Source organism: Sphingomonas sp. R1 (genome assembly GCF_025960285.1).
In the GTDB taxonomy this organism is placed as follows: Bacteria; Pseudomonadota; Alphaproteobacteria; order Sphingomonadales; family Sphingomonadaceae; genus Sphingomonas.
In genome coordinates this window covers 301,040-325,397 of sequence record NZ_CP110111.1, presented here as the reverse complement: position 1 = coordinate 325,397, position 24,358 = coordinate 301,040, and the positions used below count along the sequence as shown (strand labels likewise).

Sequence of the window (24,358 nt, the reverse complement as noted above, 5' to 3'; positions counted from 1 at the left end):
TTCTCGGAGTATTTTTATCGTGGCGTGGCCGACGGCGAGCGCAGAAAGGCGTCATGCGCCGGCATGCGGGCTGCCGCCAGCGCGGTCACTTCGGCGATGCGCGATAGCCGCGCCCGCGCCTCGTCGCGCGGCATGCCATCGGCGATCGGGTCATAGCCGATCGGATCGATCCCCTGCCCGTGCAGCACCGCGAGCCAGCTGGTCTTGGAAAACAGCTCGTCCGCCTCGCGATACAGCCGCCCGCTGGCGCGATAGATGGCGAGGCGTTCGGCGAGGCTGTCCGGCAACGCCATGCTGCGGAGCTGTCGCCAATAGTCGGTGTCGTCGCGCGCGGTGGCGTGGAAATGGAGGATCAGGAAGTCACGGATCGTCTCGAACTCGGTCGCCATCAGCCGATTGTATCGCCGGATGTCGGCAGGTGTGCCGCCATGGACCGGCAGCATTTCCAGCAACCGTGCGATGCCTGCCTGGACGAGATGGATGCTCGTGGATTCGAGCGGCTCGAGAAAGCCGCTGGCGAGGCCCAGCGCGACGCAATTGCGCTCCCAGAACCGGCTTCTGCGCCCCGCCCGGAAGCGAAGCAATCGCGGCTCCGCGAGCGCCGGACCTTCGATATTGCTAAGCAATAGCGCTTCTGCAGCCGCATCCGAGCAATGGCTGCTGGCATAGACATAGCCGTTACCGATGCGGTGCTGCAGCGGAATACGCCACTGCCATCCAGCCACGCGAGCGGTGGATCGGGTGAAGGGCGTACGCCCCTCCGGTCCCAGCGCGGATGGTACCGCGACAGCGCGATCGTTCGGCAGCCAGTGGCTCCACTCCTCGAACGGAACGTCCAGAATGTCACCGAGCAGGTACGAACGAAATCCCGAGCAGTCGACGTAGAAATCGGCAGTGATGCGGTCGCCTGATTCCAGCATTACGGCCGCGATCGCGCCATCCTCGCTGCGGTCGGCCGCGACGATCCGCCCTTCCCGCCGCCGCACGCCCCATTGCTCGGCCTTTTCCCGGAGAAACGCGGCATAGAGCGCGGCATCGAAATGATAGGCATAGCCGATATGGGCAAGCGGCGTGTTGCCGCTGGTCGCCGGGCGCTGGAAGCGGCCCAGCCTCGCCGCCTCGGCACAGATCGAATAGGCTTCCAACGGTGCCGCATCACCATCCAGGCGCGCGCGCTGCCACACCGCCTCGAAGGGTACCGCACCAAAGTCGACACCATGTGTGCCAAATGGGTGAAAATAGCGCGTACCCTCCGCGCGCCAGTCGACGAATTCGATCCCGAGCTTTGCCGTCGCCTTGGTCGCGCGGAGGAACTCTGCCTCGTCGATGCCGAGCAGCGCGTTGAAGGCCTGGATCGGCGGGATTGTCGCCTCGCCGACCCCGACCGTGCCGATTGCCTCGGATTCGATCAGGGTGATGGCGATGGCGCGCGTATCGAGCACGCGGGCGAGTGCGGCTGCCGCCATCCATCCTGCGGTGCCGCCGCCGACGATCGCGATGTGCGAAAGCGGCGCGCTCACGCTGCACGCCGCCCGATCTGAACTGCGGTTTGGAATACCGTCACGCTGCGCCTCCCTCCAGCGAGAAGCGGCCGGAGCGGTTTCCCGCCCCGGCCCGGATGGTCAGTAGGTCGCCCGCAACGACAGCCCGAAGCGCCGGTCATTGAGCTGATACTGGAGCGGTGCCGCCGGCGTGCCGATATAGAGCACGTTCATGCGGTTGTTCAGGTTCACCACATCTGCGGACACCGCGATCTGCTTGGTCAGATTGACGCTGATCGAGGCATCCAGCGATGCATAGGGCTTGGCATATTGCGGGATGCCGTTGGCGCCGCTGCCGGTCGTCTGGTCGAGATAGCTCGAGCGCCAGCTCCACGCGACGCGCGCGGTGACAGGCCCCTTCTCGTACAGGCCGACGATGTTGTAGCTGTGCTTGGACAGCTTTTCGAGCGGCACCTGCTGCGGCGTGTTCGTCCCCGCCACGGCGAACGGGTTGGTCACGCTGGAGTCGACATAGGTGTAGTTGGCCTGCAGCCCCAGCCCGCTCAGCGGCCCCGGCAGGAAATCGAAGAACTGGTTGTAGCCGATTTCCGCACCCTTGACCGTGCCGTTGCCCGAATTCACCTGCGTGCTGATGTCGTAGGTGACCCCGTTAAACACCCCCGTGACGATGCCGCCGGCCAGGAAGCCGTTGACCTTCTTGTAAAAAAGACCGCCGGTCAGCGAACCCGTGGGAGCGAAATACCATTCGGCCGTCACGTCGAAATTGTCCGACCGGATCGGATTGAGCCGCGGGTTGCCCGAGCTGGCGCTGGGATGGCCGGTGACCGGGTTGATCTGGTTCGGGTTGTTGAGCGTGAGATTGGTCGAGAGCTGATCGAAGTTCGGACGCGCCAGGCCCTTCGAATAGGCGAAGCGCATCTGGAAGGTGTCGGTCAGCTTGGCGCGCAAGTTAAAGCTTGGAAGCGCCTTGGTATATTCCTTGCTCAGGCTGATCGGCGCCGAGGTGCCGTCATTGTTGAACTGGGTGCCGACCGAGGTCGTCTTGGTCTTGATCACGCGCACGCCGAAGCCGCCGTCGATGCCGACCCCGCCAATGTCGAACCCGTAATCGGCGATGCCCCAGCCGGTATAGGTCTTCTCGGTCTGGCGATTGATGTCCCCGGGCTTGAAGCTGTCCTGCGTCGTCGCGCCGAGCAGCGCGTAAAGCGCCTTGGTCTGCGCCCACACCCCGTCCCCGGCCGGGAAGGCCGGATAGAGCAGGCCGCCCTTCACGGTATTGCCGTCGAACCAGTTCTTGGATGGGCCAGCCATTGCCAGCTGCGGGTTCTTGGTCAGCGGAACCAGCGGCGTGCCTGCAGGCGCCCCGCAATTGGGATCCGCGCCGAGCGAGGTGATGCAGACGCCGTGCCAGGTCCCCCGCAGGTCGATGCTGTTGTCCGCATAGCGCACGCCGGCACGCAGCTTCTTCAGGAAGCCGCCCTCGACCTCATATTCCAGGTCCGACGCGAGCGCATAGGTGTCCGCATCGTTGCGCTGCAGCGCATCCGCGACATAGGGCGTGGTGTAGTTGGCCGGATTGTTGAGCACGCCCTGCTCGCGGACGTCCCAGCGCGGATATTTGCCGCGCAGGTCGAAGTCGACGGTGAGCTTGTGCGGCGTGCTGGTCGCATCCTGTCCCGACTGGGTGTAGAGCGACAGCACATGCCCGTTGCGATCGGCATTGTAGTACGAGGTGAGGTACTGCGCGTCGAAATTGACCTTCAGGCGCTCGCTCGGCTTCCACGCTGCGTTCAGCGTGTAGTTCTTGCTCGCGCTCCAGAGCTGCTGATCGTAGCGACCGGTCTCGAAGGTCTGCGGATAGAGGCTGCCGCTCGTGGCATAGCCCTCGCTGTTGAACGTGAATGCGGCGCCGGGTGCCGGCGCGGTGCCGTAGCTGGTGACCTTGCCGGTGGAATCGCGGATGTTTGAGCGGTTGTTGTAGTCGTAATAATAGGCGCCGGTACGATTGAACCAATATTTGGTGATCTGCGCCTGCGCCGTGACCAGCAACGCGTCGCTCGGCTTCCACTGCACCGCTCCGGCGATCCCCAGCCGCTTGCGATCGCCCTTGTCGTCGTAGATCTCGAAGCCGTACGGCACCTGCGCGTTGGCCGGAGCATTGGCAATCGAGCCCGGTGCGACGGTGTCGAAGGGTCCCGCGAGCAGGCCGTCCTGACGATACTGGCTCTTCGAATAGACTGCGTTCAGCAGCACGCCGATTTCGCCCTCGCCCGCCTGGAAGCGATTGCTGTACAGGCCCGAAACCGCAAAGCCAGGCTTGTCGACCCGGTCATAATAGTTGCCGCGAACCGTGGCGCTGATCACCTGACCGGCGGAGTCGAACGGCTTGCGGGTGCGCAGGTTGACCGCGCCGCCCACGCCGCCCTCGATGATGTTGGCCGGCGCGTTCTTGTAGACGTCGATGCCCGACAACAGTTCTGGCGGCACGCCTTCCAGATCGAACGCACGTCCGCCCGAGGCCGAATAGACCGCACGGCCGTCGAGGAAATTCTGCACCTGGGTCAGACCGCGAACAGTGATAGCGGGCTGGGTACGATGGTCGAAGTCGGTGGCGCCTTCGCCGTATCGCCGCTGAATCTGCACGCCCGTGATGCGCTGCAGTGCTTCGGTAGTGTTCGCGTCGGGCAGCTTGCCGATGTCCTGCGCCTGTACGGAATCGACGATCTGGTCGGCGTTGCGCTTCAAGGCGGCAGCGGAGCGAAGGCTCTCGCGCACGCCGGTTACGACGATTTCCTCTGCGCCGCCGTCCACCGTCTGGCCCGATGCCTGCTGGGCAAAGGCCGGGGCAGCGCCGGCCACCGCCAGCGCGATCGTCGACGCGCCAAACAACGAGATGCGTGTGTTCACCCTCATCAGATCCTCCCTCATCCCCTGGCCCGGAGCACCGCGTCTTCGCGCGGATGTGACCAGTTGTCAGACAACATAACGGATCTTATTTGTAAGACAAGTAGGTTTCGGACCGCGTGCATTTCCGGGATGGCGTCGGCGGAGAAGACCGACCAAGATCGCAGCGCACGAAGGGGGAAGGCGTTGGCAGCAGAGAGAAAACGGAATCCGGCACATCGTTCGATCGCGCGCGAATTGGGCATCGCCATCGTCACCGGATATTATCCGCCGGGGGCCATCTTGCCGGGCGAATTCGATCTGGCGGAAACGCGCGCCGTCTCTCGCAGCGTCGTTCGCGAAGCGCTGCGCATTTTGGCAGCAAAAGGCTTGATCGAAAGCCGACCCAAGGCAGGCACGCGCATCCGCAATCGAGGCGACTGGAATCTGCTGGATCCCGATATCCTTGCCTGGATGTTCGAGGTGGAGCCCCCTGCCGCCTTCGTCGAAAACCTTTACCAGCTTCGCATGATCGTCGAGCCTGCGGCGGCCGAACTGGCGGCAACGAACCGAACGACCCGCCACATCGGCCGGATGGGGCATGCGCTCGAGATCATGGAAGAGATGGGCTTGGCGACCGCCGAGGGCCAGGCGGCCGACCAGCAGTTCCACAATGTCTTGCTCGAAGCGACCGGCAACGATCTGCTGGTCAGCCTGTCCGGCAGCATCGGCAGCGCGGTGCGCGCGACCGCTCTGTTCAAGGCCCGCAAGGCGAAGCAGCTGCGCGACTCCATCCCGCTGCATCGCGAGCTTTTCTCCGCCATCACCAATGGCGATGCGGCGGCGGCAAAGGCGGCCTGTATCACGCTGATCCTGCAGGCTCTTGCCGACACGGAACTCTCCCTGAAACCCTGATCGGGCAACGTTGACGCCCCCCTCCTGGCTGTTTAGTCAGACAATAGAGGGAGAGCGACATGACGAAGCGCACGCGAAGCGGGCCGCAGATCGATCGACGCAGGGTGCTGCAGGGTGGCGCAACGCTTGGCGGGCTGGCGATGACGGGCCCGGTATCGGCAGCCGGTCGACCGGGCGCCGCGTCTTCGTCGCTCGCGCCGACCCCGCCGATGGGCTGGAACAGCTGGAACAGCTTCGCCACCACCATCACCGAGGCGCAGGCGCTGGAGACCGCCGCGATCCAGGCGCGTGAGCTGCTGCCCTTCGGCTATGACATCTTCACGATCGACATCCAGTGGTACGAACCGGAAGCGAGCAGCTACACCTACAACGCCAAGCCGGTGCCGACGCTGGACGCGCACGGCCGGCTGCTGCCGGCGCCCAACCGCTTCCCGTCCGCCACGAACGGCCAGGGTTTCGGCCCCATCGCCGCCAAGGTGCATGCGATGGGCCTGCGCTTTGGCGTGCATCTGATGCGGGGCATCCCGCGCCTTGCCGTCGAGCGGAACCTGCCGGTGCTCGGCGCCCCCGGCATCCGCGCCGCCGATATCGCCGACACGTCCAGTACTTGCCCGTGGAACCCCGACATGTTCGGCGTAGACATGCGCAAACCCGGCGCGCAGGCCTATTATGACAGCGTCTTCGCACTGCTCGCCTCCTGGGGCGTCGACTTCGTCAAGATGGACGACATGAGCCGCCCCTATGACGCCCATGCGCCCGAGATCGAAGCCGCTACGAAGGCGATCCGCGCGACCCGCCGCCCAATCCTGCTGAGCCTTTCCCCCGGCGAAACACCGGTCCCCCGGGCCGACCATGTAGCCCAGCATGCACAGATGTGGCGCATTTCCGACGACTTTTGGGACGAGTGGAAGATGCTGGAGGCGCAGTTCACCCGGCTGGAGAACTGGAGCCCGTACGCCCGACCCGGCGCCTGGCCCGATGCCGACATGCTGCCGCTCGGGCGCCTCGCGCTCGGCCAGCGCGATACCCGGTTCACCCGCGACGAGCAGCGCACGCTGATGACGCTCTGGTCCATCGCCCGCTCGCCGTTGATCATGGGGGGAGACTTGCGGCATCTCGATGCCCACACCCGTGCGCTGCTGACCAATCGCGAGGTGCTGGCCGTGAACCAGGCGAGCAGCGACAACCGTCCCTGGTTCATCGCCGACGATCGCCGCGTCTGGACGGCGCGCGCCGCGAACGGCGGCCAGTATGTCGCGCTGTTCAACACCGGCGACAAACCCGCCGAGGCGAGCTTTGACCTGCGCCTGCTGGGGCTCTCCGGCACGGTGAAGGTGCGCGATCTGTGGGAGGGCAAGGACGAGGGACCGGGCCCCCTCAGGCTCGCCCGGACGCTGCCGTCGCACGGCGCCAGCCTCTATCGCGTGACCGCGGCATGATCCGCGCGCTCACCGTGTCGCTGCTTTTGGCGGCCTCCCCTGCCGCACTGGCGCAGGTGCCGGTTCCAGCGCCAGCCCCGGAGCCCGCGGTGTCGTTGACATTGCGGCCCGATCTGCAGCGCCCGGGGCCGCCGTTCGAAGGATGGGGCACCGCGCTCGCCTGGTTCGCGCACGTTACCGGCGGCTATCCCGATCCGGTGCGCGAGAAGCTCGCCGACCTGTTCTACGGGCCGGAAGGGCTGGGGTGGACGATCGCGCGCTACAATATCGGCGGCGGCGACGCGCCGGAGACCAAGCCCTATCTGCGCCCCGGCGCCGACGTCCCCGGCTTCTGGCGTCGCCCGGCAGGCATGTTGGGCAACGACTGGTGGAACCCGGCGGACCCGGCGATGTGGAACTGGTCCGCCGACGCCAACCAGCGCTGGTGGCTGGACGCGATCCGCCGCCGGGTGAAGGCGCCGATCTTCGAGGCCTTCTCCAATTCGCCGCCATGGTTCATGACCGTCAGCGGCCGCGTCTCGGGCGCCGAGAAAGGCACCGACGACAATCTTCGCCCCGGCCAGGAGGCGCGCTTCGCCGACTATTTGGCGACCGTGGTCGACAAGCTCCAGAAGGCGCACCGAATCACCTTCCGCACGCTCTCCCCGGTGAACGAACCCAACACCGATTACTGGTTCGCCGCCAACACCCAGGAAGGCGCCCATTGGAGCCCGGAGCGCCAGGCGAAGATGATCGATGCCGCCGATCGCGCGCTCAAGGCCCGTGGCCTGAAAACGGGGATCGCTGCGCCGGACGAGACAAATTCGCACCTCTTCGTCCGGGACTGGGAGGGCTATCCGCCGGAGACGCGCGCGCGGATCGGCCAGCTCAATGTCCACAGCTATGGCACCCTGCATCAGACGGCGGTGCGCGACATCGCCCGGGCGCATGGCATCCGACTTTGGATGAGCGAGAACGACACCCCGCTCGACAAGGATCCGGAGAATTTCGGCGGCATCGCCTCCCCGCTCGTCTTTGCCGAACATGTCGTGCACGATCTCAAGCGGCTGGAGCCCGTCGCCTGGGTATTCTGGCAGGCGGTGGAGCGTCAGACGACCGCGGCCGGCGACGGCCAGAGCGGCGGCGGCAACTGGGGGCTGGTCAAGATGGCCTATACTCCCGCGAGCGACGCCGAGCATCCGATCCATATCACGCGTAAATATTGGGCAATGGCGCAGTTCAGCCGGTACATTCGGCCCGGCTATCGGCTGGTGCCGGTGGATGACGAAGACACGGTTGGCGCGGTGTCTCCGGACGGCAAGCAGCTGGTGCTGGTCCATGTGAATGCCGGCGTGGTCCCGCGCCGGCTGACGATCGGGGTGTCGGGGGCGAAGGTGGTGCAGCGGATCGTCACCGACGCCACGCATACTGCAGCCAGCGGGTCGGTCGTGCCGCTCGCCGGGCCCAGATCAATCACCACGCTGGTGGTGGCGCTGCGCTAAGCGCGAACAGGCCAAGTCCTCGACGCCAGCACCCCTCCCGCCCGCGGGAGGGGCACAGATAGCAGAAGGGCCGGAACTTTCGTTCCGGCCCCTTCAAATCACTCGGCGTCGGCCTTCTTCTTGGCCGCTGCCTTTTTCGGCTTCGGGGCGGCTTCCTCGCCTTCGCCCTCGACCTTGGCAGCCGCCTTCTTGGCCGGCTTCTTCACCGCCTCAGCGTCGCCTTCGGCGGCCGGCTCGGCGTCTTCCGCCTTGGCCTTCTTGGCTGCCGGCTTCTTGGCAGGCTTCTCTTCGCCAGCCTCGTCCGAAGCTTCGGCCTTTTTCGCCTTCTTCGGCTTGTGGTTGTCGTGATCGTGGACATGGGTGCCCGATGCGAAACCGTCCTCGCTCTCGATCGCGGCTTCCAGCTCTTCCTTGGTCACTTCGCGGTCGGTGATCTCGGCCTTATCGAACAGGAAGTCGACAACCTTGTCCTCGAACAGCGGCGCGCGCAGCTGGGCAGCCGCCATCGGCTCCTGCTGGACATACTGGATGAAACGCTGGCGATCCTGCGGGCCGTACTGCTGCGCGGCCTGCGCGATCAGGCGGTTCATTTCCTGCGCGGTCACTTCGACGCCGTTGGCGGTGCCGATCTCGCTAAGCAGCAGGCCGAGGCGCACGCGGCGCTCGGCGATCGCACGATATTCGTCGCGCTCGCCTTCCAGCTCGGCCAGGGCCGCGGCGGGATCTTCCTCATGCTCGGTCTCGTGGACGAGCTGGTGCCAGATCTGGTCGAACTCAGCTTCCACCATCGACGGCGGGACCGGGAAGTCGTGGCCGGCGGCGAGCTGGTCGAGCAGCTTGCGCTTCATGTGGGTGCGGGTCAGGCCATTGAGCTGCTGCTCGATCTGGCCCTTCAGCAGGCCGGTCAGCTGCTCCAGGTCCTGGAGGCCGAACGCCTTCGCCATGTCGTCGTCGATCTTGGTCTCGCCGGCGGTCTGCACCGCGGTGATCTTGACGTCGAAGGTCGCAGCCTTGCCGGCCAGATCCTTGGCGCCGTAATCTTCCGGGAAGGTGACGTTGAGCTGCTTCTCGTCGCCGACCTTCACGCCTTCGAGCTGCTCCTCGAAGCCCGGGATCAGACGGCCCGAGCCAAGCTCGACGGCCATGCCCTCGCCGGTGCCGCCCTCAAAGGCAACGCCGTCGACCTTGCCGGCGAAATCCATGACGACCTGGTCACCCGTGGTCGCGGCATGACCCTCGGCGGCGTCGTCGAAGCGCTTCTGCTGGTTGGCGAGCTGCTGGAGCTGCTCCTGCACTTCCTCGTCCTTGACCGGCACGGTCAGGCGCTCGAGCTTCAGGCCGTCGATCGAGGGCGTCGGAACGTCGGGGAGCACTTCCAGCTCGACCTTCACTTCCGCGTCGCCGCCCGGGGCATAGTCGCCCTCGAGGCTGACCGACGGCTGCATCGCCGGGCGCAGCTTGTGATCGGCGATCAGCTGCTGGATACCGTCCTGGATCGAGCTGTTCAGCGCGTCCTGCGCCAGCGCCTCGCCGTGCATCTTGCGGACCAGGTTGACCGGCACCTTGCCGGGGCGAAAGCCGGGCATGCGAATCTGCGGCGCGACCCGCTTCACTTCGGCATCGACCTTCGAGTCGATTTCCTGGGCGGTGATCTTCAGCGTGAAGGCGCGCTTCAGGCCCTCGTTCAACGTCTCGACAGTCTGCATTCTCACGCTTTCTAAAAGAATTCGGAATTGCGGTGTACCACACATCAGCCGCGAGGACTGGTGCGGGCGAAGGGAGTCGAACCCCCACATCTTTCGATACTGGAACCTAAATCCAGCGCGTCTACCAGTTCCGCCACGCCCGCAGGGGACACCGCCGGTCGGCGGGCTCTATAGCAGTCATGGGGTTCGGGGCAAGCACGAAGCAACATTCCTGTGTCCCGGCGCGTTGGGGCTGAAACGAACAGGAGAATTTTCATGCCGGTAGAGCCCCCCATCCAGCCTACCACCCCGCCCGCTGAAGCCCCTGCGCCAACCCCCGGCCAGCCGGGCGGCCCGCCGCCGGAGATCAACCCGCCTGGTCCCGACATCGACGTGCCCGCACCGGAGACCACGCCCAGCATCGATCCCGGCATCACCCCGGGCCAGCCCGTCGCCTGAACCTCGGAGGCCAAACAAATGCCTGATTCCACCAATGAACACGACGATCCCCGCTCCGACATCCAACAGGCTGTGGAGGCGCGCTCCGATGCGGCCGACGCTGCCGCTGAGGAGGGCCTGCCGCTGAAGCGCGCCGTTCCCTTGGGGGCGGGCGGCGAGAACGGCGCCGACGGCGTGGTGAAGAACCAGGATCTCAACGAGCAATAAGTCCGGGCGGAGTTGACCCCCAACGATGATCGAGCGCCATCTACGAAAGCTGCGCCTGCGCGACACGATCAGCGCCGAGGAGGAGGCCGCGCTGCGCGGCACCCTCCTCGATACCGTCGTACACCCTGCCGGCCGCACCCTCGTGCGCGCCGGGGAGGAAGTGAACTATTCGACGCTGCTGCTCGATGGGCTGATCGGGCGATACAAGGATCTGAAGAACGGCCAGCGCCAGATCACCCACGTCCATGTCGCCGGTGACTTCGCCGATCTGCACGGCTTCTCGCTGAAGCGGCTGGACCATTCGCTGCTGGCACTGACGCCCTGCACCATCGCGCGCGCTGCCCATAGCCGGCTGCGAACGATTACCGAGACGATGCCGCATCTGACGCGCGTGATGTGGTTCTCCACCAATGTCGACGCGGCGATCCATCGCGAGTGGGAAGTGTCGCTGGGCCGCCGCTCCGCGATACAACGCGCCGCGCACCTGTTCTGCGAGTTGCACGTACGCCTGGGCGTGGTCGGGCTGGCGGAGGAGGACGGCTATGCGCTGGCGATCAGCCAGGCCGAGCTCGCCGAGTGCCTGGGACTGACGCCGGTCCATGTGAACCGCGTGCTGCGCGAACTGCGCGAGCGAGGTCTTGTCGAATTTCGTAACGGTCGGGTGGCCTTTCAAGACCTGCCCGGCGTGCGAAGGCTGGCGGAATTCGATCCCGGCTACCTCTATCTCGACCCTTTACCGCTCTGACGGCGCGCTGGCCGCGATCCGCCGGGCCGCGATGATCTTGATCGGCGCTTCCGGCACCTCGCCCTTGAAGCTTCCCATGATTGTCTTGGTGGGCGAGGTCGGCGCGTCGAAGATCTTCAGGAGAACGTCCTTGCCGTTGATCACCCGACCGAATGCCGCATAGCCCAGATTGTCGCCGGCCTTGCTCGGATCGGCATCGAACGAGGGCTGATCGCCGACCATGATCGTAAACTCTCCGCGCGCGGTGCCCGGCGCCAGGCGCGGCAGCGAGAGCATGCCGTCCAGGTGCTTGATCCCGGTCTCGGTGGTCGGCTCATGCTTGATCGGCGGGTACATCTTGGCCGGTGCATTCTGGATGCCGAACTGGACGAAGCCGAACTTCTCGGCCGGCTTGACCGTGCGGTAGAACACCGCCCCATCCAGCCGCTTCGCATCGACATACCGCAGGAAGTTGCGGGCAGAGATGGGCGCCTTGTCGAGATACACCTCGACCACCATCCGCCCCGCGCTGGTTTCAATCGCAACCCTTGGATTGGCGGGCGCGGATGCCGGCGCCGGGGCGGTCTGCGCCGAAGCGGCCAGCGGAACCAGGCACAGGGCCAGCAGGACCAGTCGACGCAGCATCCCCTTGCCTCCCCTCAGCTCAGCGCCTTCTTCAGCAGCTCGTTGACCACCGCGGGATTGGCCTTGCCGGCCATCGCCTTCATCGTCTGGCCGACGAAGAAGCCGAACAGCGCCTCCTTGCCGGCGCGATACTGCTCCAGCTGGTTGGGGTTCTTGGCCAAGATCTCGGCGATCACCGCCTCAATCGCGCCGGTGTCGCTGGTCTGCTTCATGCCCCGCTCTTCGACGATCTTGCCGGGCGCATCGCCGCTCTCGAGCATGATCTCGAACACCTGCTTACCCAGCGTGTTGGAGATCGTCCCGTCGGCGATCAGCGCGAGCAGTTCAGCACCCTGTTCGGGGCTCACCGGGCTCTCGTCGATGCCCTTCCCGAGGCGGTTGAGCGCGCCGTACAGGTCCGAGAGCAGCCAGTTGGCCGCGGCGCGGGCGACTTCCTGTTCGCCCTTCTTCTGGATCCGCGCGCTTTCGGCGAGCAGCGCCTCGAACCAGCGCGCGGTCTCCGCCTCGGCGGTCAGCACCGCGGCGTTGTAGGCGGTGAGGCCCAGCGACTCCTCGTAGCGGCGGCGCTTGGCGTCGGGCAGTTCGGGCAGGCTGGCGCGACATTCCTCGAGGAATGCGTCGTCCAGCTCGAGCGGCAGCAGGTCGGGGTCGGGGAAATAGCGATAATCCTGCGCGTCTTCCTTCGAGCGCATCGAGCGGGTCTCGCCCTTGTCCGGATCGAACAGGCGGGTCTCCTGGACGACGCGACCGCCGCTCTCCAGCACCTCGACCTGGCGACGCGCCTCATATTCGATCGCCTGCATGACGAAGCGGACCGAGTTGACGTTCTTGGTCTCGGTGCGCGTGCCCAGCGGATCGCCGGGCTTGCGGACGCTAACGTTCACGTCGGCGCGCATCGAGCCCTGGTCCATATTGCCGTCGCAGCTGCCGACGTAGCGCAGGATCGAGCGCAGCTTCGAAAGGTACGCGCCTGCCTCCGCCGGCGAGGTCATGTCAGGCTTCGACACGATCTCCATCAGCGCCACGCCGGCGCGGTTCAGGTCGACATAGGAGCGCGTCGGGTGCTGGTCGTGGATCAGCTTGCCGGCATCCTGCTCGACATGGATGCGCTCGACGCCGATCGCCTTCACCTCGGCCTCGGGATCCTTCTCGTCCAGGCTGATCGTGATCTGCCCCTCGCCCACCAGCGGATGGAACAGCTGGCTGATCTGATAGCCCTGGGGGTTGTCGGCGTAGAAATAGTTCTTGCGATCGAAACGCGACCATTTGTTGATCACCGCGCCGATCGCCATGCCGCTGCGCACCGCCTGCCGGATGCACTCGCCATTGAGCACCGGCAGCATGCCGGGCATGGCGGCGTCGACTAGGCTGACCTGGCTGTTCGGCTCGGCCCCGAATGCCGTTGCCGCGCCGGAGAACAGCTTGGCCTGCGACGTGATCTGCGCATGGACCTCGAGGCCGATCACGACCTCCCATTCGCCGGTGTCGCCCTGGATTCGGTAGCTCGATGCAGTCTTGGTCGCCATGTGCTCTTCACAAGGTAATGGGAATATGCGTGCCTCCGCCTATCGCGCGTCGCCGCCCTCAGGTCCAGCGCCCAATTGCGTGGGCGGCCCGACTCGACTAGGCGCCGCCGATCGGGAAGCGTCGGGGACCATGACGGTGAAGGCTGGATTTCAGGAACGGGTTGCGGGTCTGCGGGTGGCGGTGCTGCTGCCCTGCTACAACGAAGAGGTGGCGATCGCCCGCACCGTCGAGGCGTTCCGTACCAGCCTGCCCGGCGCCACGGTCTATGTGTACGACAACAACAGCCGCGACCGGACGATCGAAGTCGCGCAGGCGGCCGGCGCGGTGGTGCGCAGCGAGCGGATGCAGGGCAAGGGCAATGTCGTCCGCCGCATGTTCGCCGATATCGAAGCGGACGTGTATGTCCTCTCGGACGGCGATCTCACCTATGACGCCGATGCGGCTCCGGCTCTGATCGAGCGGCTGCTCGACGAACAGCTCGACATGGTGGTCGGCGCGCGCAAGTCCGAGGTGGAGCTGGCCTATCGGCGCGGGCATCGCCTCGGCAACCGGATGCTCACCGGCATGCTGGCCCGATTGTTCGGGCGGAGCTTCAGCGACATCCTGTCGGGCTACCGTGCCTTCTCGCGGCGGTTCGTGAAGAGCTTTCCGGTGCTCTCCGCCGGGTTCGAAATCGAGACCGAGATCAGCATCCACGCGCTCGAGCTGCGCATGCCGGTCGCGGAGATCGTCACCGCCTATGCGGCGCGCCCCGAGGGATCGACCTCGAAGCTCTCCACCTATCGCGACGGCTGGCGTATCCTGCGCACGATCGTGACGCTGTTCCGGATCGAACGGCCGATCCTGTTCTTCGGCAGCATCGCGGGCGTACTGGCAGCGCTCGCGATACTGCTCGCGATCCCGCTGGCGGTGACCTATTGGCACACCGGCCAGGTCCCGCGCCTGCCGACCGCGGTGCTGGTAACCGGCCTGTCGATCGTCGCGACACTGAGCTTCTTTACCGGGCTAATCCTCGACACGGTGGTGCGCGGCCGGCGCGAGGTGCGGCGACTGGCCTATCTCGCCGTGCCGATCGTGCAGAAATAACGATCCTCCCCGGCACGGGGAGGATCTTCAGATTACCACCAGGCCTTGGGACGCGCGGAGAAGCCCGCACGCTGCTCGATCGCCAGCCCCGCATTCAGCACGCCCTGCTCGTCGAACGGCTTGCCGATGATCTGCAGCCCCAGCGGCAGGCCGCCCGCATCCAGCCCGCCCGGCACGCTCATCGCGGGCACGCCCGCCAGGCTCGCCGGCACGGTGAACACGTCGTTGAGGTACATCGCCAGCGGATCGACCTTCTCGCCCAGCCCGAACGCCGCGCTCGGCGCGGTGGGGGTAAGCAGCAGGTCGCACTGGCTCCAGGCATTGTCGAAGTCGCGCGCGATCAGCGTGCGGACCTTCTGCGCCTGGGTGTAATAGGCGTCGTAGAAGCCGGCCGACAGCACATAGGTGCCGATCAGGATGCGGCGCTTCACCTCGTCGCCGAAGCCGGCGGCGCGGGTGGCGGCGTACATGTCCTGCAGGTTCTGGCCCTCGGCCAGATCGCGCAGGCCGTAGCGCACGCCGTCATAGCGCGCGAGGTTCGACGAGGCTTCTGCCGGTGCGATGATGTAATAGGCCGGCAGCGCGTATTTGGTGTGCGGTAGGCTCACCTCGACGATCTCGGCGCCGGCGTCCTTCAGCCAGTCGATGCCCTGCTGCCACAGCGCCTCGATCTCGGCGGGCGTCCCCTCCATCCGGTATTCGGCCGGAATGCCGACACGCTTGCCGCGGAGATCGGCGGAGAGCCCCGCCTCCCACTTCGGCACCGCCATGTCGAGCGAGGTCGAATCCTTCGGGTCGAAGCCCGCCATCGCTTCCAAGAGGATCGCGCAATCGCGCACGTCGTGCGCCATCGGCCCCGGCTGGTCGAGCGAGGAGGCGAACGCCACCACGCCCCAGCGCGAGCAGCGGCCATAGGTCGGCTTGATGCCGGAGATGCCGGTGAACGCGGCCGGCTGGCGGATCGAGCCGCCGGTATCGGTGCCGGTCGCCGCCGGGCAGAGCCGCGCCGCGATCGCCGCCGAACTGCCGCCCGAGGAACCGCCGGGCGCGAGCGGGGTGGTGTCACCATCGCCCCGCCGCCACGGCGAGATCACGTTGCCGAAATAGCTGGTCTCGTTCGACGAGCCCATCGCGAACTGGTCGAGGTTGAGCTTGCCCAGCATGCCGGCGCCCGCGTCCCACAGCTTGTGCGAGACGGTCGACTCATATTCGGGCTTGAAGCCTTCGAGGATATGGCTGGCGGCGGTGGTCTGTACGCCCTTGGTGGCGAACAGGTCCTTCATGCCGATCGGCACGCCGGCCAGCGGCTTGAGCGTCTCGCCCGCAGCGCGCGCCTTATCGGCGGCGTCGGCAGCGGCAAGCGCATGCTCGGGGGTTTCCACGATGAAGGCGTTAAGCGCCTTGGCACCCGCCACGGCGGCGTTGAACGCCTCGGCGACTTCGCGCGCGGAGAAGTCGCCGTCGCGCACGCCGTTGCGGATGGCGGCAACGCCCAGATCAGTCAGCGCGCTCATTCCACCACCTTCGGAACCGTAAAGAAGCCATGATCGCCCTGCGGCGCGTTCGCCAGCACCGCGTCGCGCTGGTTGCCGTCGGTGATCACGTCCGGCCGCAGCCGCAGCGTGTTGGGCATCACCGCCGTCATCGGCGCGACATCCTTGGTGTCGACTTCGCCGAGCTGCTCGATAAAGCCCAGGATGTTGTTGAGTTCGGGCGCCAGGCGCTCGGCATCGGCGTCGCTGATCGCGATGCGCGCCAGGTTCGCCACTTTCTTCACGGTTGCGGTGTCTACGGACATGCCCTTGCGCCTAACAGCCGAGCCGCGCCCCTTCAAGCGCTGCAATCACGCATCGGCACTTGCGGTTGCATCCTTCGCACGCAACACTGCCGGAACGCGATTGCGTGCCCGCCTGTTTATGCTGCAATGCACAATGGAGAGGCCGATTGGCCCGGAAATTCCTCTATGCGGTGGCGATCCTGATCATGCTCGGCGTTGCTTCCATGTTCGCCTATCGGCTCTACGGGGTCCAGCTGATGCGCCAGTTCATGGTGCCGGCGGGGGATGTGGCGGCGCTGCCGCCGGTCTCGCCGCGCGACTATGCCAAGGCGGAGATGTGGATCGCGCGGCCGGACAAGCCGGGCAATCCGGCCCTGTGGACACCAGCCGGCGAGAGCCCCGCAGCAAATCCGCGCGCGGCGCTGTTCTTCATCCACCCCACCTCGTTCCTCGACACCAAGCAGTGGAACGCCCCGCTCGACAACCCCGATGCCAATGCCCGGGCCGAGCTGTTCCTGCGCGGCCAGGCCAGCGCGTTCAACGCCAGCGCGGCGATCTGGGCGCCCCGCTACCGCCAGGCGACCTTTGGCGCCTTTCTGACCAGCAAGGCGCAGGCACAGCAGGCGCTCGACTTCGCCTATCGCGACGTCGCCGCGGCGTTCGAGGAGTTTCTCCACGAGGCGGGTGACCGCCCCATCATTCTGGCCGGGCACAGTCAGGGCGCCCTCCACCTCGCCCGCCTGCTGGCCGAACGGGTCGCAGGTACGCCCGTCGCGAAGCGGGTGGTCGCCGCCTATGTCGTCGGCTGGCCGGTGTCGCTGACGGCGGACCTGCCCAAGATGGGCCTGCCCGCCTGCACCGGCCCCGACCAGCCCGGCTGCATCCTCTCCTGGCAGAGCTTCGCCGAGCCGGCCGACCCGGCGCTCATCGTCGACACGTTCGAGGCGACCACCGGCTTTACCGGGCAACCACGCGGCGGAACGGAAATGCTCTGCATCAACCCGATCACCGGCAAGCCAGGCGACTCGGCGCCCGCCAGTGCTAACCTCGGCTCCCTGATCCCGGACCTCAATCTGCAGTCCGCGCATCTCGAGCCGGGTCGCGTGCCCGCCCGCTGCGACGCACGCGGGATCCTGACGATCGGCGCGGCCCCGCCGGACTTCGGCCAATATGTGCTGCCGGGGAACAATTATCACGTGTTCGACTACAGCCTGTTCTGGGCAAATGTCCGAGCGGATGCCGCGCGGCGGCTGGCGGCGTTCGAGAAGCGCGTGGGCTGATCAGGCCGCGATCGGCGTTTTCACGCGACCGGCGGCGATTGCCGAGCGGGCCAGCACGTCCGCCGCCAGATGGGGCGCAAGCCCTTGTGCCTCGGCGAGGTCCAGTACCGCTCCCAGCCGCGCGCCGGTCGACTCGACGCGGCCCGCCACGTCTTCCGGCGACCAGCCGATATATTCCCCCGCTACGTTGATGATCCCGCCGGCGTTCACGACATAATCGGGCGCGTAGAGGATGCCGCGCCGCGCGAGCCGCTCGCCATCCTGCGCGGTCGCCAGCTGGTTGTTCGCCGCGCCGCAGATCACCGGCGCGCGGACCGCCTCCACCGACTCGGCGTGGAATACACCGCCCAGGGCGCAGGGGGCGAAGACCTCCGCGCGTGTCGCCAGCACCTGCGCGCTCGACGCGACCTCGGCCCCGGTCTCCACCGCGACGCGCGCCACGCGCTCCGAGTCGACATCGGCGACGACCAGCCGCGCGCCAGCAGCATGTAGCAGATGCGCCAGCGCCTCGCCGACATGACCAACCCCCTGGATGGCAACCGTGCATCCGGCCAGGTCCCGTCCCAGACGACGGCGCACCGCATGCTCCATCGCAACGAACACGCCGCGCGCGGTGTGCGGTGACGGATCGCCGCCCGGTCGGCCGGGACGTTTCGCCAGTCCCGCGACGTGCCGCGTCTCGCCGGCGACCACCTCCATGTCGGCAACGCCGGTGCCGACATCCTCGGCGGTGACATAGCGCCCCTCTAGCCGCGCTACCGCGCGGCCGAAGGCGCGAAACAGCTTCGCTCGGTCAAAATCGCCCGCGGGCCGCCGCAGCACTGCCTTGGCGCCGCCCAGCGGCAGACCGGCCAGCGCGTTCTTGTAGCTCATTCCCTCGGCCAGCCGGACCGCGTCGGCGAAGGCCGCCTCGCCATCGGCATAGTGCCAGAGCCGGCAGCCGCCCGCCCCCGGCCCGAGCACGGTGGAATGGACCGCGATCACGCCGTCCAGCCCCGCCTCGGCATCCTTCAGCATCAATACTTCTTCAACCAGGCTTTCGCCCTGCACCTGTACCACCATCGTGAAACTCCCTTTTCCGATGGGCACAATCTGGCAGGGCAGACGAGGTGATGCTTGCCCTATTTGGGCGCGAAACGGGCGATTGACGGTTACTTTGACCTCTGAATTGTGAAATAGCGGATTTAATGACCGATCTAGATCCCTATGAGCGTAAAATTCTCCGCGAGGTTCAGCAGGACGCGAACCTGACCACCGCCGAGCTCGCGGAGCGGATCGGCCTTTCCCCCTCACCCTGCTGGCGCCGGGTCGACCGGCTCGAGCGCGAGGGCGTGATCCGCAAGCGAGTCGCCCTTGTCGATCGGCGCAAGGTGGGGCTCAACGCGCACATCTTCGCGCAGGTGAAGCTGAACGCGCATGGCCGCGCCAATCTCGACGAGTTCAGCGCGGCGATCCGCGGCTTTCCCGAGGTGCTCGACGCCTATGTCCTGATGGGCACGGTCGACTTCATGCTCCGCATCGTGGCGGAAGACATCGACGCCTATGAGCGCTTCTTCTTCGAAAAGCTGAGCAAACTGCCCGGCATCCAGGAAATCAACTCGGTCGTCGCGCTGTCCGAAATCAAGTCGACCACCGAATTGCCGATCTGAGGCCTCGCAGGAGCGTCGTCCACGCCCTATAGCCGCGCAGTGATCACAACTGCCCCCAGCGACTTCCGCGCCGCCCTGCCCCAGGGCGGCCGCCTGATCGGCCTCGACGTCGGCACCAAGACGATCGGCACCGCGCTGTGCGATGCCGGCTGGAGCTTTGCGAGCCCCGCCCAGCTGATCCGCCGCTCCAAGTTCACCAAGGACAAGGCGGCGCTGGCCGAACTGATCACGGCGCAGCAGGTGATCGGCATGGTGATCGGCCTGCCGCTCAACCTCGACGGCACCGACAGCCCGCGCACCCAGTCGACTCGTGCCTTCGCTCGCAATCTCGAGGACATGGGGCTGCCGATCCTGATGTGGGACGAGCGCTGGTCGACGGTCGCGGTGGAGCGCACGCTGATCGAACAGGACGCCAGCCGCGCCAAGCGTGCCGAGCTGATCGACAAGATGGCTGCCGCCTATATCCTGCAAGGCGCGATCGACGGGCTGGTGAACGTCTGACCGGGTTGCGCGCCGCCGCCGCAGGGCTTAGGCGGCGGCTTTAATGCAGACCTCCGATCATCGCCCCGGTGCCCAGATACAGGGCAGCGCCGTTTTCCCGCACCGGCACCTCACCGGCATTTCGGGACTCCAGCCCCACGAGATCATGTTCCTGCTCGACGAGGCGGAACAATGGGTGGAGGCCAATCGCAGCCGCGCCAAGAGCGACAAGCGCCTGGAAGGCCTCACCCAGATCAACGCCTTCTTCGAGAATTCGACGCGCACGCTTCTGTCGTTCGAGATCGCGGGCAAGCGCCTCGGCGCCGACGTCGTCAACATGCATGCCGCGCAGAGCAGCGTGAAGAAGGGCGAGACGCTGATCGACACCGCCGTCACCCTGAACGCGATGCGCGCCGACGTGATCGTCATCCGCCATGCCAGCTCGGGTGCGGTGCGACTGATCGCCGACAAGGTCGACTGCCCGGTACTCAACGCCGGCGACGGCTGGCACGAGCACCCGACGCAGGCGCTGCTCGACGCACTCACCATCCGGAGACGTCGGGGCCAGGTAGCAGGTCAACGGGTGGTGATTTGTGGCGACATCCTGCACAGCCGCGTCGCCCGCTCGAACATCCTCGCTCTCACCGCGCTTGCCGCCGAGGTGCGCGTGGTCGCGCCCTCGACGCTGATGCCGCCCGCGATGGACCGGATGTTCGTCACCCCCTTCACCGATTTCGACGCCGCGCTGGAAGGCGCCGACGTGGTGATGATGCTCCGCGTCCAGAACGAGCGGATGGACGGCGGCTACATTCCTTCCACTCGCGAGTTTCACATGCGCTACGGCCTCACCCCAGAACGCCTCGCTCGGGCCAAGCCCGATGCGCTGGTGATGCACCCGGGCCCGATGAACCGCGGCGTCGAGATCGACTCGATCGTCGCCGATCATCCCGAGCGCAGCGCGATCACCGAGCAGGTGGAGATGGGCGTGGCGGTGCGCATGGCATGCCTGGATGTGCTCACCCGACGATCGCGCGGCGTGGAGGGCTGGGCATGAGCAGCATCCTCTTCCGCAACGCGCAATTGGTCTGTCCCAAGGGCGGGGTCACGCAGGGCGATCTGCTCGTCCAGGGCGACACCATCGCCGCGATCGGGCAGGTCGATGCGCCCGCCGATGCCGAAATCGTCGATGTCACCGGCAAGCTACTTGCGCCGGCGCTGATCGACCTGGGCGTATTCGCCGTCGACAAGGGCGCCTGCCGCTTTGGCGGGATCGCGCGCGTCGGGCTGATGCCCGATCAGTCACCTGTGCTCGACGATCCGGGCATCGTCCGCCGCGCGGCCGTGTCGGGCAAGCCGCAGCTGTGGGTGCACCCCCTCGCCGCCGCGACGCGCGGGCTCGCCGGCGTCGACCTGGCCGAGATCGCGATCAACGCCTCGGCCGGTGCGCGCGCCATCGCCACCGGGCGGCGCTGGATCGCCAATGCCGGCACGATGCGCAAGGCATTGCTGTACGCGCGCGACCTGAACCTCACCGTCGTCGCCCATGCCGAGGATGGCGGGCTGGCGGACGGCGCCGTGGCGACCGCGGGCGAAACCGCCGCACGCCTCGGCCTGCCGAGCGCCCCCGCGATCGCCGAAGCGCTCGCCATTGCCCGCGACCTGATGCTGGCCGAGGAAACCGGCGCGAAGCTGCATTTCCGCCAGGTGACGACGGCGGCTGGCTTCGACCTAATTCGCGCGGCCAAGCGCCGCGGCGTGCATGTGACGTGCGGCATCACCCCGGCGCATCTGCTGCTGTCGGATATCGCGATCAGCGACTTCCGCACCTTCGCACGCCTATCGCCCCCCTTGCGCGACGAAAGCGATCGCCAGGCGGCGCTTGCCGCGGTGGCCGACGGCACGATCGACGTGATCGCCTCCGGCCATGATCCGCGCGGCCCCGAGGCCAAGCGCCTTCCCTTTGCCGATGCCGAGCCCGGCATGGCGGGGGCCGAGACGCTGCTCGCCCTCTCGCTCACGCTGGTGCGCGACGACAAGTTGAGCCTCGACCGGCTGTTCGCGCTGCTCGCCGCCAACCCGGCGAAGATCCTCGGGCTGGAGAGCGGTGCTCTTACGCCCGGCCTGCCGGCCGACCTGATCGTGCTCGATCCGGAAACGCCCTGGGTGATCGACGCGCGCAAGATGAACGCGCGCGCCGGCAACACGCCCTTCGATCGCCTGCCCACCCAGGGCCGGGTGCTGCAGCTCTACAAGGGCGGCGCGCTGGTCTGAGCGGTCAGCGCGCGGCGATGCCGATGCGGGCGGCAGGCTTGTACCAGCTCGCCACCGCATCGCCCGCCGCCAGCCGCACGAAGCAGGTACCTCCGCCGGTTTTCACCGTGCGGCACAAGGCATCGGCGTCAGGTCGCGCGAACCCGCCGACCGAGAGGCGATAGCTCGCCGACGCGGCGCCGGGAGCGGCAGACCCCTGGGGCTTCAACCCACCCAGTGCGGCCACGCGGCCGTTGAGCTTCTGCCAGGCTTCCCGCGCGGCGCCGGCATTGGCGAAGGCGCCGAGCTGGACGACATAGGGGCCGCTGGCCAGTCGCGCCGGTGCGATCTTTCCGATTGCGGGCTTAATCGGCTTCGAAGCTGCCACGCGTACCGGCACCGGCCGCACCGCGGGGCCGGGCCGGACGGAGGGCAGCGGTTCGGGCACGAGGACGGGCGCCGGTGTCACCTCCGGCGCCGGGGGCACCGCGGGCTCCGCCTCGGCTTCTACGGACATCGCGACCTGTGCGGGCGCGCCAGCCAGCGCCAGCGCTGCCGGTTGCCCGGAATCCTGCACCGCGCGCACATTGAGCAGTGCCGCCACCTGGTCATAGGCATTGGCAGGCCGCGCGAAATTAGCCCATTGCAGCATGCGCGCATTCAGCTCGTCCGCCGCGACATCCATCGCAGCGACCGCCTTGGCCTCGCCCCAGCGGCCCGACAGCGCCAGGGCAAGCGCGAGGTTCTGCCGCGTCCGCGCCGTCGCGTCGGGCATGCGCACCGCCGGCGCGAGGATCTCCACCGCGCCGCCGGGGTCGCCGGCGAGCGCCGTCGCGAGCCCCCGGTCGGTCGCCGGGATCTGCGCGGCGTGTTGCTGCAAAAGCGTGCGCGCGCCTGCCCAGTCGCCGCTGCCGATGCTGGCGAGCGCAAGGTTCAGCGCGACGCGGCCGTTGCCCGGATCCAGCACGAGCGCGTCGCGCAGCGCCTGGGTGGCCGCGGTAAAGCGCCCGGAGAGCAGATAGGCCTGGCCCAGCAGCGCGCGATACTCCCCCCGCTGCGGATCATTGGCCACCGCCTGCTCGGCATGCCCGACGGCCGGCACTGCCTTGCGCGCAGCCAGCGCCTTCTGCGCGGCGCGGGCTTCCTGCGCGGCCTTCTTGGCGTTAGGCGCGGCGGTGGCGAAGGCGGCGCCCTGTACGGCCACACCCGTAGCGGCGGCACCCCCCAGCGCCAGCAGGGCGGCACCGATCGAAACCATGGTACGGGACTTCATACGCATCCTCACTCCTCGCCCGCATCGATCTGATGTACCAGCAGTTCCAGGCCGGCCATATCGGCCAGCATCGTATCGATCGCCTCGGTCACCAGTTGCTGTGCGGACCGCCCGGAGACGGCCGCCGCCAGCCGCAGCCGCAAGCGCCGTTCGGCATCCAGCCGAAGGGTGAAGGCGGCCTTGCCCTTGGTTGCCCGCGCCGTGCGGGCGAGGTGGAGCGCCGCCGCCTCGGGCGGCATGGCAGGCACGGGCAAGCGGACCCTGCCCTTGCGGGCGAGCAGGCCGGCGCTCAACGCGGCAAGGGGCTTGGGCGCGGTCGCCATCGCGGTCAGCGCGCCACCCGTCGCCCGAACCCACCCGCCGGACGCCCGGCGGCAGCGGGCGTCGCCGCCGTCGGCACCGCAAACACGGTGCGGCGGAAATTCTTCTCGAGGCGGTCCGAGACATAACCCCACAGGCTCGCCACCTCGGCCGCCGACTTGCTGCCGGCGTCGACCTCCATCACCGTTCGCCCGTCGATCATCGACGCGGCGAAATCGGTGCGATGATGAAGCATCATCGGGGCGACCGTACCGTGCTGCGAGAGCGCCAGTGCCGCCTCGGCGGTAATCCGCGCATTCTGGGTGGCGGCGTTGACCACAAACAGCAGCGGCTTGTGGGCACGCTCGCACAGCTCGACGGTTGCCCCCACGGCCCGCAAATCATGCGGGCTCGGGCGCGTCGGGATCACGATGAGTTCGGCCACCTGGATGACGGTGAGGATCGCCTGGGTGATGGCGGGCGGCGTATCGATCACCGCGAGCTTGAAGCCCTGCTGGCGAAGCAGCTCGATATCCGCGGCGAGCCGCGCGATGCTGGTCTGCGCAAGCGCGGGCAGATCCGCCTCGCGCTCGTTCCACCAATCGGTAAGCGAGCCCTGCGGATCGAGGTCGATCATCGCCACCGGACCGGCACCGCTGATCTGCGCCTGCACCGCCAGATGGCCGGACAAGGTTGTCTTGCCCGATCCACCTTTTTGCGAAGCCAGCGCCAGGACGCGCATCTATCCTCTCGAAATCACGGGTACGTCGCGAAAGGGGTGCCATGCGCGCGGATA

General features: G+C 67.2%; 23 protein-coding genes and 1 tRNA gene. 12 read left to right on the top strand and 12 right to left on the bottom strand.

Going from position 1 to position 24,358, the window contains the following annotated elements:
• Positions 1 to 14: 14 nt before the first annotated feature.
• Positions 15 to 1,520 (bottom strand): tryptophan halogenase family protein, encoded by a 1,506-nt coding sequence (locus OIM94_RS01540; RefSeq protein ID WP_264608381.1) that lies wholly within the window; start codon positions 1,518 to 1,520, stop codon positions 15 to 17.
• Positions 1,521 to 1,622: 102 nt separating this feature from the next.
• Positions 1,623 to 4,415 (bottom strand): TonB-dependent receptor, encoded by a 2,793-nt coding sequence (locus OIM94_RS01535; RefSeq protein ID WP_264608380.1) that lies wholly within the window; start codon positions 4,413 to 4,415, stop codon positions 1,623 to 1,625.
• 177 nt (positions 4,416 to 4,592) lie between these two features.
• Here OIM94_RS01535 and OIM94_RS01530 point away from each other — a divergent pair, with 177 nt between their 5' ends.
• From OIM94_RS01530 to OIM94_RS01520, 3 genes are read left to right on the top strand one after another with little or no spacing between them, the layout of a single operon-like run.
• On the top strand, positions 4,593 to 5,300 hold the full coding sequence (locus OIM94_RS01530) for a FadR/GntR family transcriptional regulator (protein ID WP_264608379.1): 708 nt from the start codon (positions 4,593 to 4,595) through the stop codon (positions 5,298 to 5,300).
• Positions 5,301 to 5,359: 59 nt separating this feature from the next.
• Positions 5,360 to 6,739 carry a glycoside hydrolase family 27 protein gene (locus OIM94_RS01525; protein WP_413716370.1) on the top strand — a complete coding sequence of 460 codons (1,380 nt, stop codon included), beginning with the start codon at positions 5,360 to 5,362 and terminating at the stop codon, positions 6,737 to 6,739.
• Positions 6,736 to 8,220, top strand: coding sequence for a glycoside hydrolase (locus OIM94_RS01520; RefSeq protein WP_264608378.1), 1,485 nt, complete (start codon positions 6,736 to 6,738; stop codon positions 8,218 to 8,220). Before OIM94_RS01525 ends, OIM94_RS01520 begins: the two co-directional genes overlap by 4 nt.
• 98 nt (positions 8,221 to 8,318) lie before the next feature.
• Here OIM94_RS01520 and tig read toward each other — a convergent pair whose 3' ends face one another.
• Both tig and OIM94_RS01510 read right to left on the bottom strand, forming a co-directional pair.
• Positions 8,319 to 9,926 (bottom strand): trigger factor, encoded by a 1,608-nt coding sequence (gene tig, locus OIM94_RS01515; RefSeq protein ID WP_264608377.1) that lies wholly within the window; start codon positions 9,924 to 9,926, stop codon positions 8,319 to 8,321.
• Between the two features lie 58 nt (positions 9,927 to 9,984).
• A tRNA-Leu gene (locus tag OIM94_RS01510) sits at positions 9,985 to 10,069 on the bottom strand.
• A gap of 112 nt (positions 10,070 to 10,181) precedes the next feature.
• Between OIM94_RS01510 and OIM94_RS01505 the strand changes: the two genes are divergently transcribed.
• From OIM94_RS01505 to OIM94_RS01495, 3 genes are read left to right on the top strand one after another with little or no spacing between them, the layout of a single operon-like run.
• Entirely contained in the window at positions 10,182 to 10,364 is a 183-nt protein-coding gene (locus OIM94_RS01505; RefSeq protein WP_264608376.1) for a hypothetical protein, read from the top strand.
• A gap of 18 nt (positions 10,365 to 10,382) precedes the next feature.
• A complete protein-coding gene (locus OIM94_RS01500; RefSeq protein WP_264608375.1) occupies positions 10,383 to 10,571 on the top strand; it encodes a hypothetical protein in 189 nt (62 codons plus the stop codon).
• 25 nt (positions 10,572 to 10,596) lie between these two features.
• Positions 10,597 to 11,316: a Crp/Fnr family transcriptional regulator gene (locus OIM94_RS01495; RefSeq protein ID WP_264608374.1), complete on the top strand. Its 720-nt coding sequence runs from the start codon at positions 10,597 to 10,599 to the stop codon at positions 11,314 to 11,316.
• On the opposite strand, the gene OIM94_RS01490 is transcribed toward OIM94_RS01495, so the two are convergent.
• Together OIM94_RS01490 and gatB are read right to left on the bottom strand one after the other, a co-directional pair.
• Complete coding sequence (locus OIM94_RS01490; RefSeq protein WP_264608373.1) at positions 11,305 to 11,940, bottom strand: peptidylprolyl isomerase; 636 nt, start codon at positions 11,938 to 11,940, stop codon at positions 11,305 to 11,307. The two genes, OIM94_RS01495 and OIM94_RS01490, sit on opposite strands and share 12 nt — an antisense overlap.
• 14 nt (positions 11,941 to 11,954) lie before the next feature.
• Positions 11,955 to 13,466 (bottom strand): Asp-tRNA(Asn)/Glu-tRNA(Gln) amidotransferase subunit GatB, encoded by a 1,512-nt coding sequence (gatB, locus tag OIM94_RS01485; protein WP_264608372.1) that lies wholly within the window; start codon positions 13,464 to 13,466, stop codon positions 11,955 to 11,957.
• 130 nt (positions 13,467 to 13,596) lie between these two features.
• On the opposite strand from gatB, the gene OIM94_RS01480 reads away from it, so the two are divergent.
• Positions 13,597 to 14,553 carry a glycosyltransferase gene (locus OIM94_RS01480; protein ID WP_264608371.1) on the top strand — a complete coding sequence of 319 codons (957 nt, stop codon included), beginning with the start codon at positions 13,597 to 13,599 and terminating at the stop codon, positions 14,551 to 14,553.
• Positions 14,554 to 14,585: 32 nt separating this feature from the next.
• Here the strand turns inward: OIM94_RS01480 and gatA are convergent, their stop codons facing one another.
• Together gatA and gatC are read right to left on the bottom strand one after the other, a co-directional pair.
• Positions 14,586 to 16,067 (bottom strand): Asp-tRNA(Asn)/Glu-tRNA(Gln) amidotransferase subunit GatA, encoded by a 1,482-nt coding sequence (gene gatA, locus OIM94_RS01475; RefSeq protein ID WP_264608370.1) that lies wholly within the window; start codon positions 16,065 to 16,067, stop codon positions 14,586 to 14,588.
• Entirely contained in the window at positions 16,064 to 16,351 is a 288-nt protein-coding gene (gene gatC / locus OIM94_RS01470) for an Asp-tRNA(Asn)/Glu-tRNA(Gln) amidotransferase subunit GatC (RefSeq protein ID WP_264608369.1), read from the bottom strand. The genes gatA and gatC overlap by 4 nt, the downstream gene beginning before the upstream one ends.
• A gap of 146 nt (positions 16,352 to 16,497) precedes the next feature.
• On the opposite strand from gatC, the gene OIM94_RS01465 reads away from it, so the two are divergent.
• Positions 16,498 to 17,610, top strand: a complete 1,113-nt coding sequence (locus OIM94_RS01465; protein ID WP_264608368.1) for a DUF3089 domain-containing protein — start codon at positions 16,498 to 16,500, stop codon at positions 17,608 to 17,610.
• Here the strand turns inward: OIM94_RS01465 and OIM94_RS01460 are convergent, their stop codons facing one another.
• On the bottom strand, positions 17,611 to 18,672 hold the full coding sequence (locus OIM94_RS01460; protein WP_264608367.1) for a Glu/Leu/Phe/Val family dehydrogenase: 1,062 nt from the start codon (positions 18,670 to 18,672) through the stop codon (positions 17,611 to 17,613).
• Positions 18,673 to 18,797: 125 nt separating this feature from the next.
• Here OIM94_RS01460 and OIM94_RS01455 point away from each other — a divergent pair, with 125 nt between their 5' ends.
• From OIM94_RS01455 to OIM94_RS01440, 4 genes are read left to right on the top strand one after another with little or no spacing between them, the layout of a single operon-like run.
• Entirely contained in the window at positions 18,798 to 19,259 is a 462-nt protein-coding gene (locus OIM94_RS01455) for an Lrp/AsnC family transcriptional regulator (protein ID WP_264608366.1), read from the top strand.
• A gap of 39 nt (positions 19,260 to 19,298) precedes the next feature.
• Positions 19,299 to 19,760 (top strand): Holliday junction resolvase RuvX, encoded by a 462-nt coding sequence (gene ruvX, locus OIM94_RS01450; protein WP_264608365.1) that lies wholly within the window; start codon positions 19,299 to 19,301, stop codon positions 19,758 to 19,760.
• Between the two features lie 43 nt (positions 19,761 to 19,803).
• The gene (locus tag OIM94_RS01445; protein ID WP_264608364.1) at positions 19,804 to 20,793 is read left to right on the top strand and encodes an aspartate carbamoyltransferase catalytic subunit; all 990 of its coding nucleotides are present in this window, start codon (positions 19,804 to 19,806) and stop codon (positions 20,791 to 20,793) included.
• Positions 20,790 to 22,010 carry a dihydroorotase gene (locus tag OIM94_RS01440; protein ID WP_264608363.1) on the top strand — a complete coding sequence of 407 codons (1,221 nt, stop codon included), beginning with the start codon at positions 20,790 to 20,792 and terminating at the stop codon, positions 22,008 to 22,010. The genes OIM94_RS01445 and OIM94_RS01440 overlap by 4 nt, the downstream gene beginning before the upstream one ends.
• A 4-nt stretch (positions 22,011 to 22,014) precedes the next feature.
• Here OIM94_RS01440 and OIM94_RS01435 read toward each other — a convergent pair whose 3' ends face one another.
• The 3 genes from OIM94_RS01435 to OIM94_RS01425 are packed head-to-tail and all read right to left on the bottom strand — an operon-like array spanning position 22,015 to position 24,304.
• Complete coding sequence (locus OIM94_RS01435; RefSeq protein WP_264608362.1) at positions 22,015 to 23,262, bottom strand: SPOR domain-containing protein; 1,248 nt, start codon at positions 23,260 to 23,262, stop codon at positions 22,015 to 22,017.
• Between the two features lie 8 nt (positions 23,263 to 23,270).
• Positions 23,271 to 23,585 (bottom strand): hypothetical protein, encoded by a 315-nt coding sequence (locus tag OIM94_RS01430; protein ID WP_264608361.1) that lies wholly within the window; start codon positions 23,583 to 23,585, stop codon positions 23,271 to 23,273.
• Between the two features lie 5 nt (positions 23,586 to 23,590).
• The gene (locus tag OIM94_RS01425; protein ID WP_264608360.1) at positions 23,591 to 24,304 is read right to left on the bottom strand and encodes a ParA family protein; all 714 of its coding nucleotides are present in this window, start codon (positions 24,302 to 24,304) and stop codon (positions 23,591 to 23,593) included.
• Positions 24,305 to 24,358: the final 54 nt, after the last annotated feature.

What these genes read in the sequence shown, in the direction of transcription:
- OIM94_RS01445 (WP_264608364.1), top strand. Translation starts at nt 19,804, where the DNA reads ATGCAGACCTCCGATCATCGCCCCGGTGCCCAGATACAGGGCAGCGCC.
- OIM94_RS01495 (WP_264608374.1), top strand. Translation starts at nt 10,597, where the DNA reads ATGATCGAGCGCCATCTACGAAAGCTGCGCCTGCGCGACACGATCAGC.
- OIM94_RS01480 (WP_264608371.1), top strand. Translation starts at nt 13,597, where the DNA reads ATGACGGTGAAGGCTGGATTTCAGGAACGGGTTGCGGGTCTGCGGGTG.
- OIM94_RS01535 (WP_264608380.1), bottom strand. Translation starts at nt 4,415, where the DNA reads ATGAGGGTGAACACACGCATCTCGTTGTTTGGCGCGTCGACGATCGCG.
- OIM94_RS01525 (WP_413716370.1), top strand. Translation starts at nt 5,360, where the DNA reads ATGACGAAGCGCACGCGAAGCGGGCCGCAGATCGATCGACGCAGGGTG.
- gatC (WP_264608369.1), bottom strand. Translation starts at nt 16,351, where the DNA reads ATGTCCGTAGACACCGCAACCGTGAAGAAAGTGGCGAACCTGGCGCGC.
- OIM94_RS01500 (WP_264608375.1), top strand. Translation starts at nt 10,383, where the DNA reads ATGCCTGATTCCACCAATGAACACGACGATCCCCGCTCCGACATCCAA.
- gatA (WP_264608370.1), bottom strand. Translation starts at nt 16,067, where the DNA reads ATGAGCGCGCTGACTGATCTGGGCGTTGCCGCCATCCGCAACGGCGTG.
- tig (WP_264608377.1), bottom strand. Translation starts at nt 9,926, where the DNA reads ATGCAGACTGTCGAGACGTTGAACGAGGGCCTGAAGCGCGCCTTCACG.
- OIM94_RS01490 (WP_264608373.1), bottom strand. Translation starts at nt 11,940, where the DNA reads ATGCTGCGTCGACTGGTCCTGCTGGCCCTGTGCCTGGTTCCGCTGGCC.
- OIM94_RS01430 (WP_264608361.1), bottom strand. Translation starts at nt 23,585, where the DNA reads ATGGCGACCGCGCCCAAGCCCCTTGCCGCGTTGAGCGCCGGCCTGCTC.
- OIM94_RS01440 (WP_264608363.1), top strand. Translation starts at nt 20,790, where the DNA reads ATGAGCAGCATCCTCTTCCGCAACGCGCAATTGGTCTGTCCCAAGGGC.
- OIM94_RS01460 (WP_264608367.1), bottom strand. Translation starts at nt 18,672, where the DNA reads ATGGTGGTACAGGTGCAGGGCGAAAGCCTGGTTGAAGAAGTATTGATG.
- OIM94_RS01505 (WP_264608376.1), top strand. Translation starts at nt 10,182, where the DNA reads ATGCCGGTAGAGCCCCCCATCCAGCCTACCACCCCGCCCGCTGAAGCC.
- gatB (WP_264608372.1), bottom strand. Translation starts at nt 13,466, where the DNA reads ATGGCGACCAAGACTGCATCGAGCTACCGAATCCAGGGCGACACCGGC.
- OIM94_RS01455 (WP_264608366.1), top strand. Translation starts at nt 18,798, where the DNA reads ATGACCGATCTAGATCCCTATGAGCGTAAAATTCTCCGCGAGGTTCAG.
- OIM94_RS01520 (WP_264608378.1), top strand. Translation starts at nt 6,736, where the DNA reads ATGATCCGCGCGCTCACCGTGTCGCTGCTTTTGGCGGCCTCCCCTGCC.
- OIM94_RS01425 (WP_264608360.1), bottom strand. Translation starts at nt 24,304, where the DNA reads ATGCGCGTCCTGGCGCTGGCTTCGCAAAAAGGTGGATCGGGCAAGACA.
- OIM94_RS01435 (WP_264608362.1), bottom strand. Translation starts at nt 23,262, where the DNA reads ATGAAGTCCCGTACCATGGTTTCGATCGGTGCCGCCCTGCTGGCGCTG.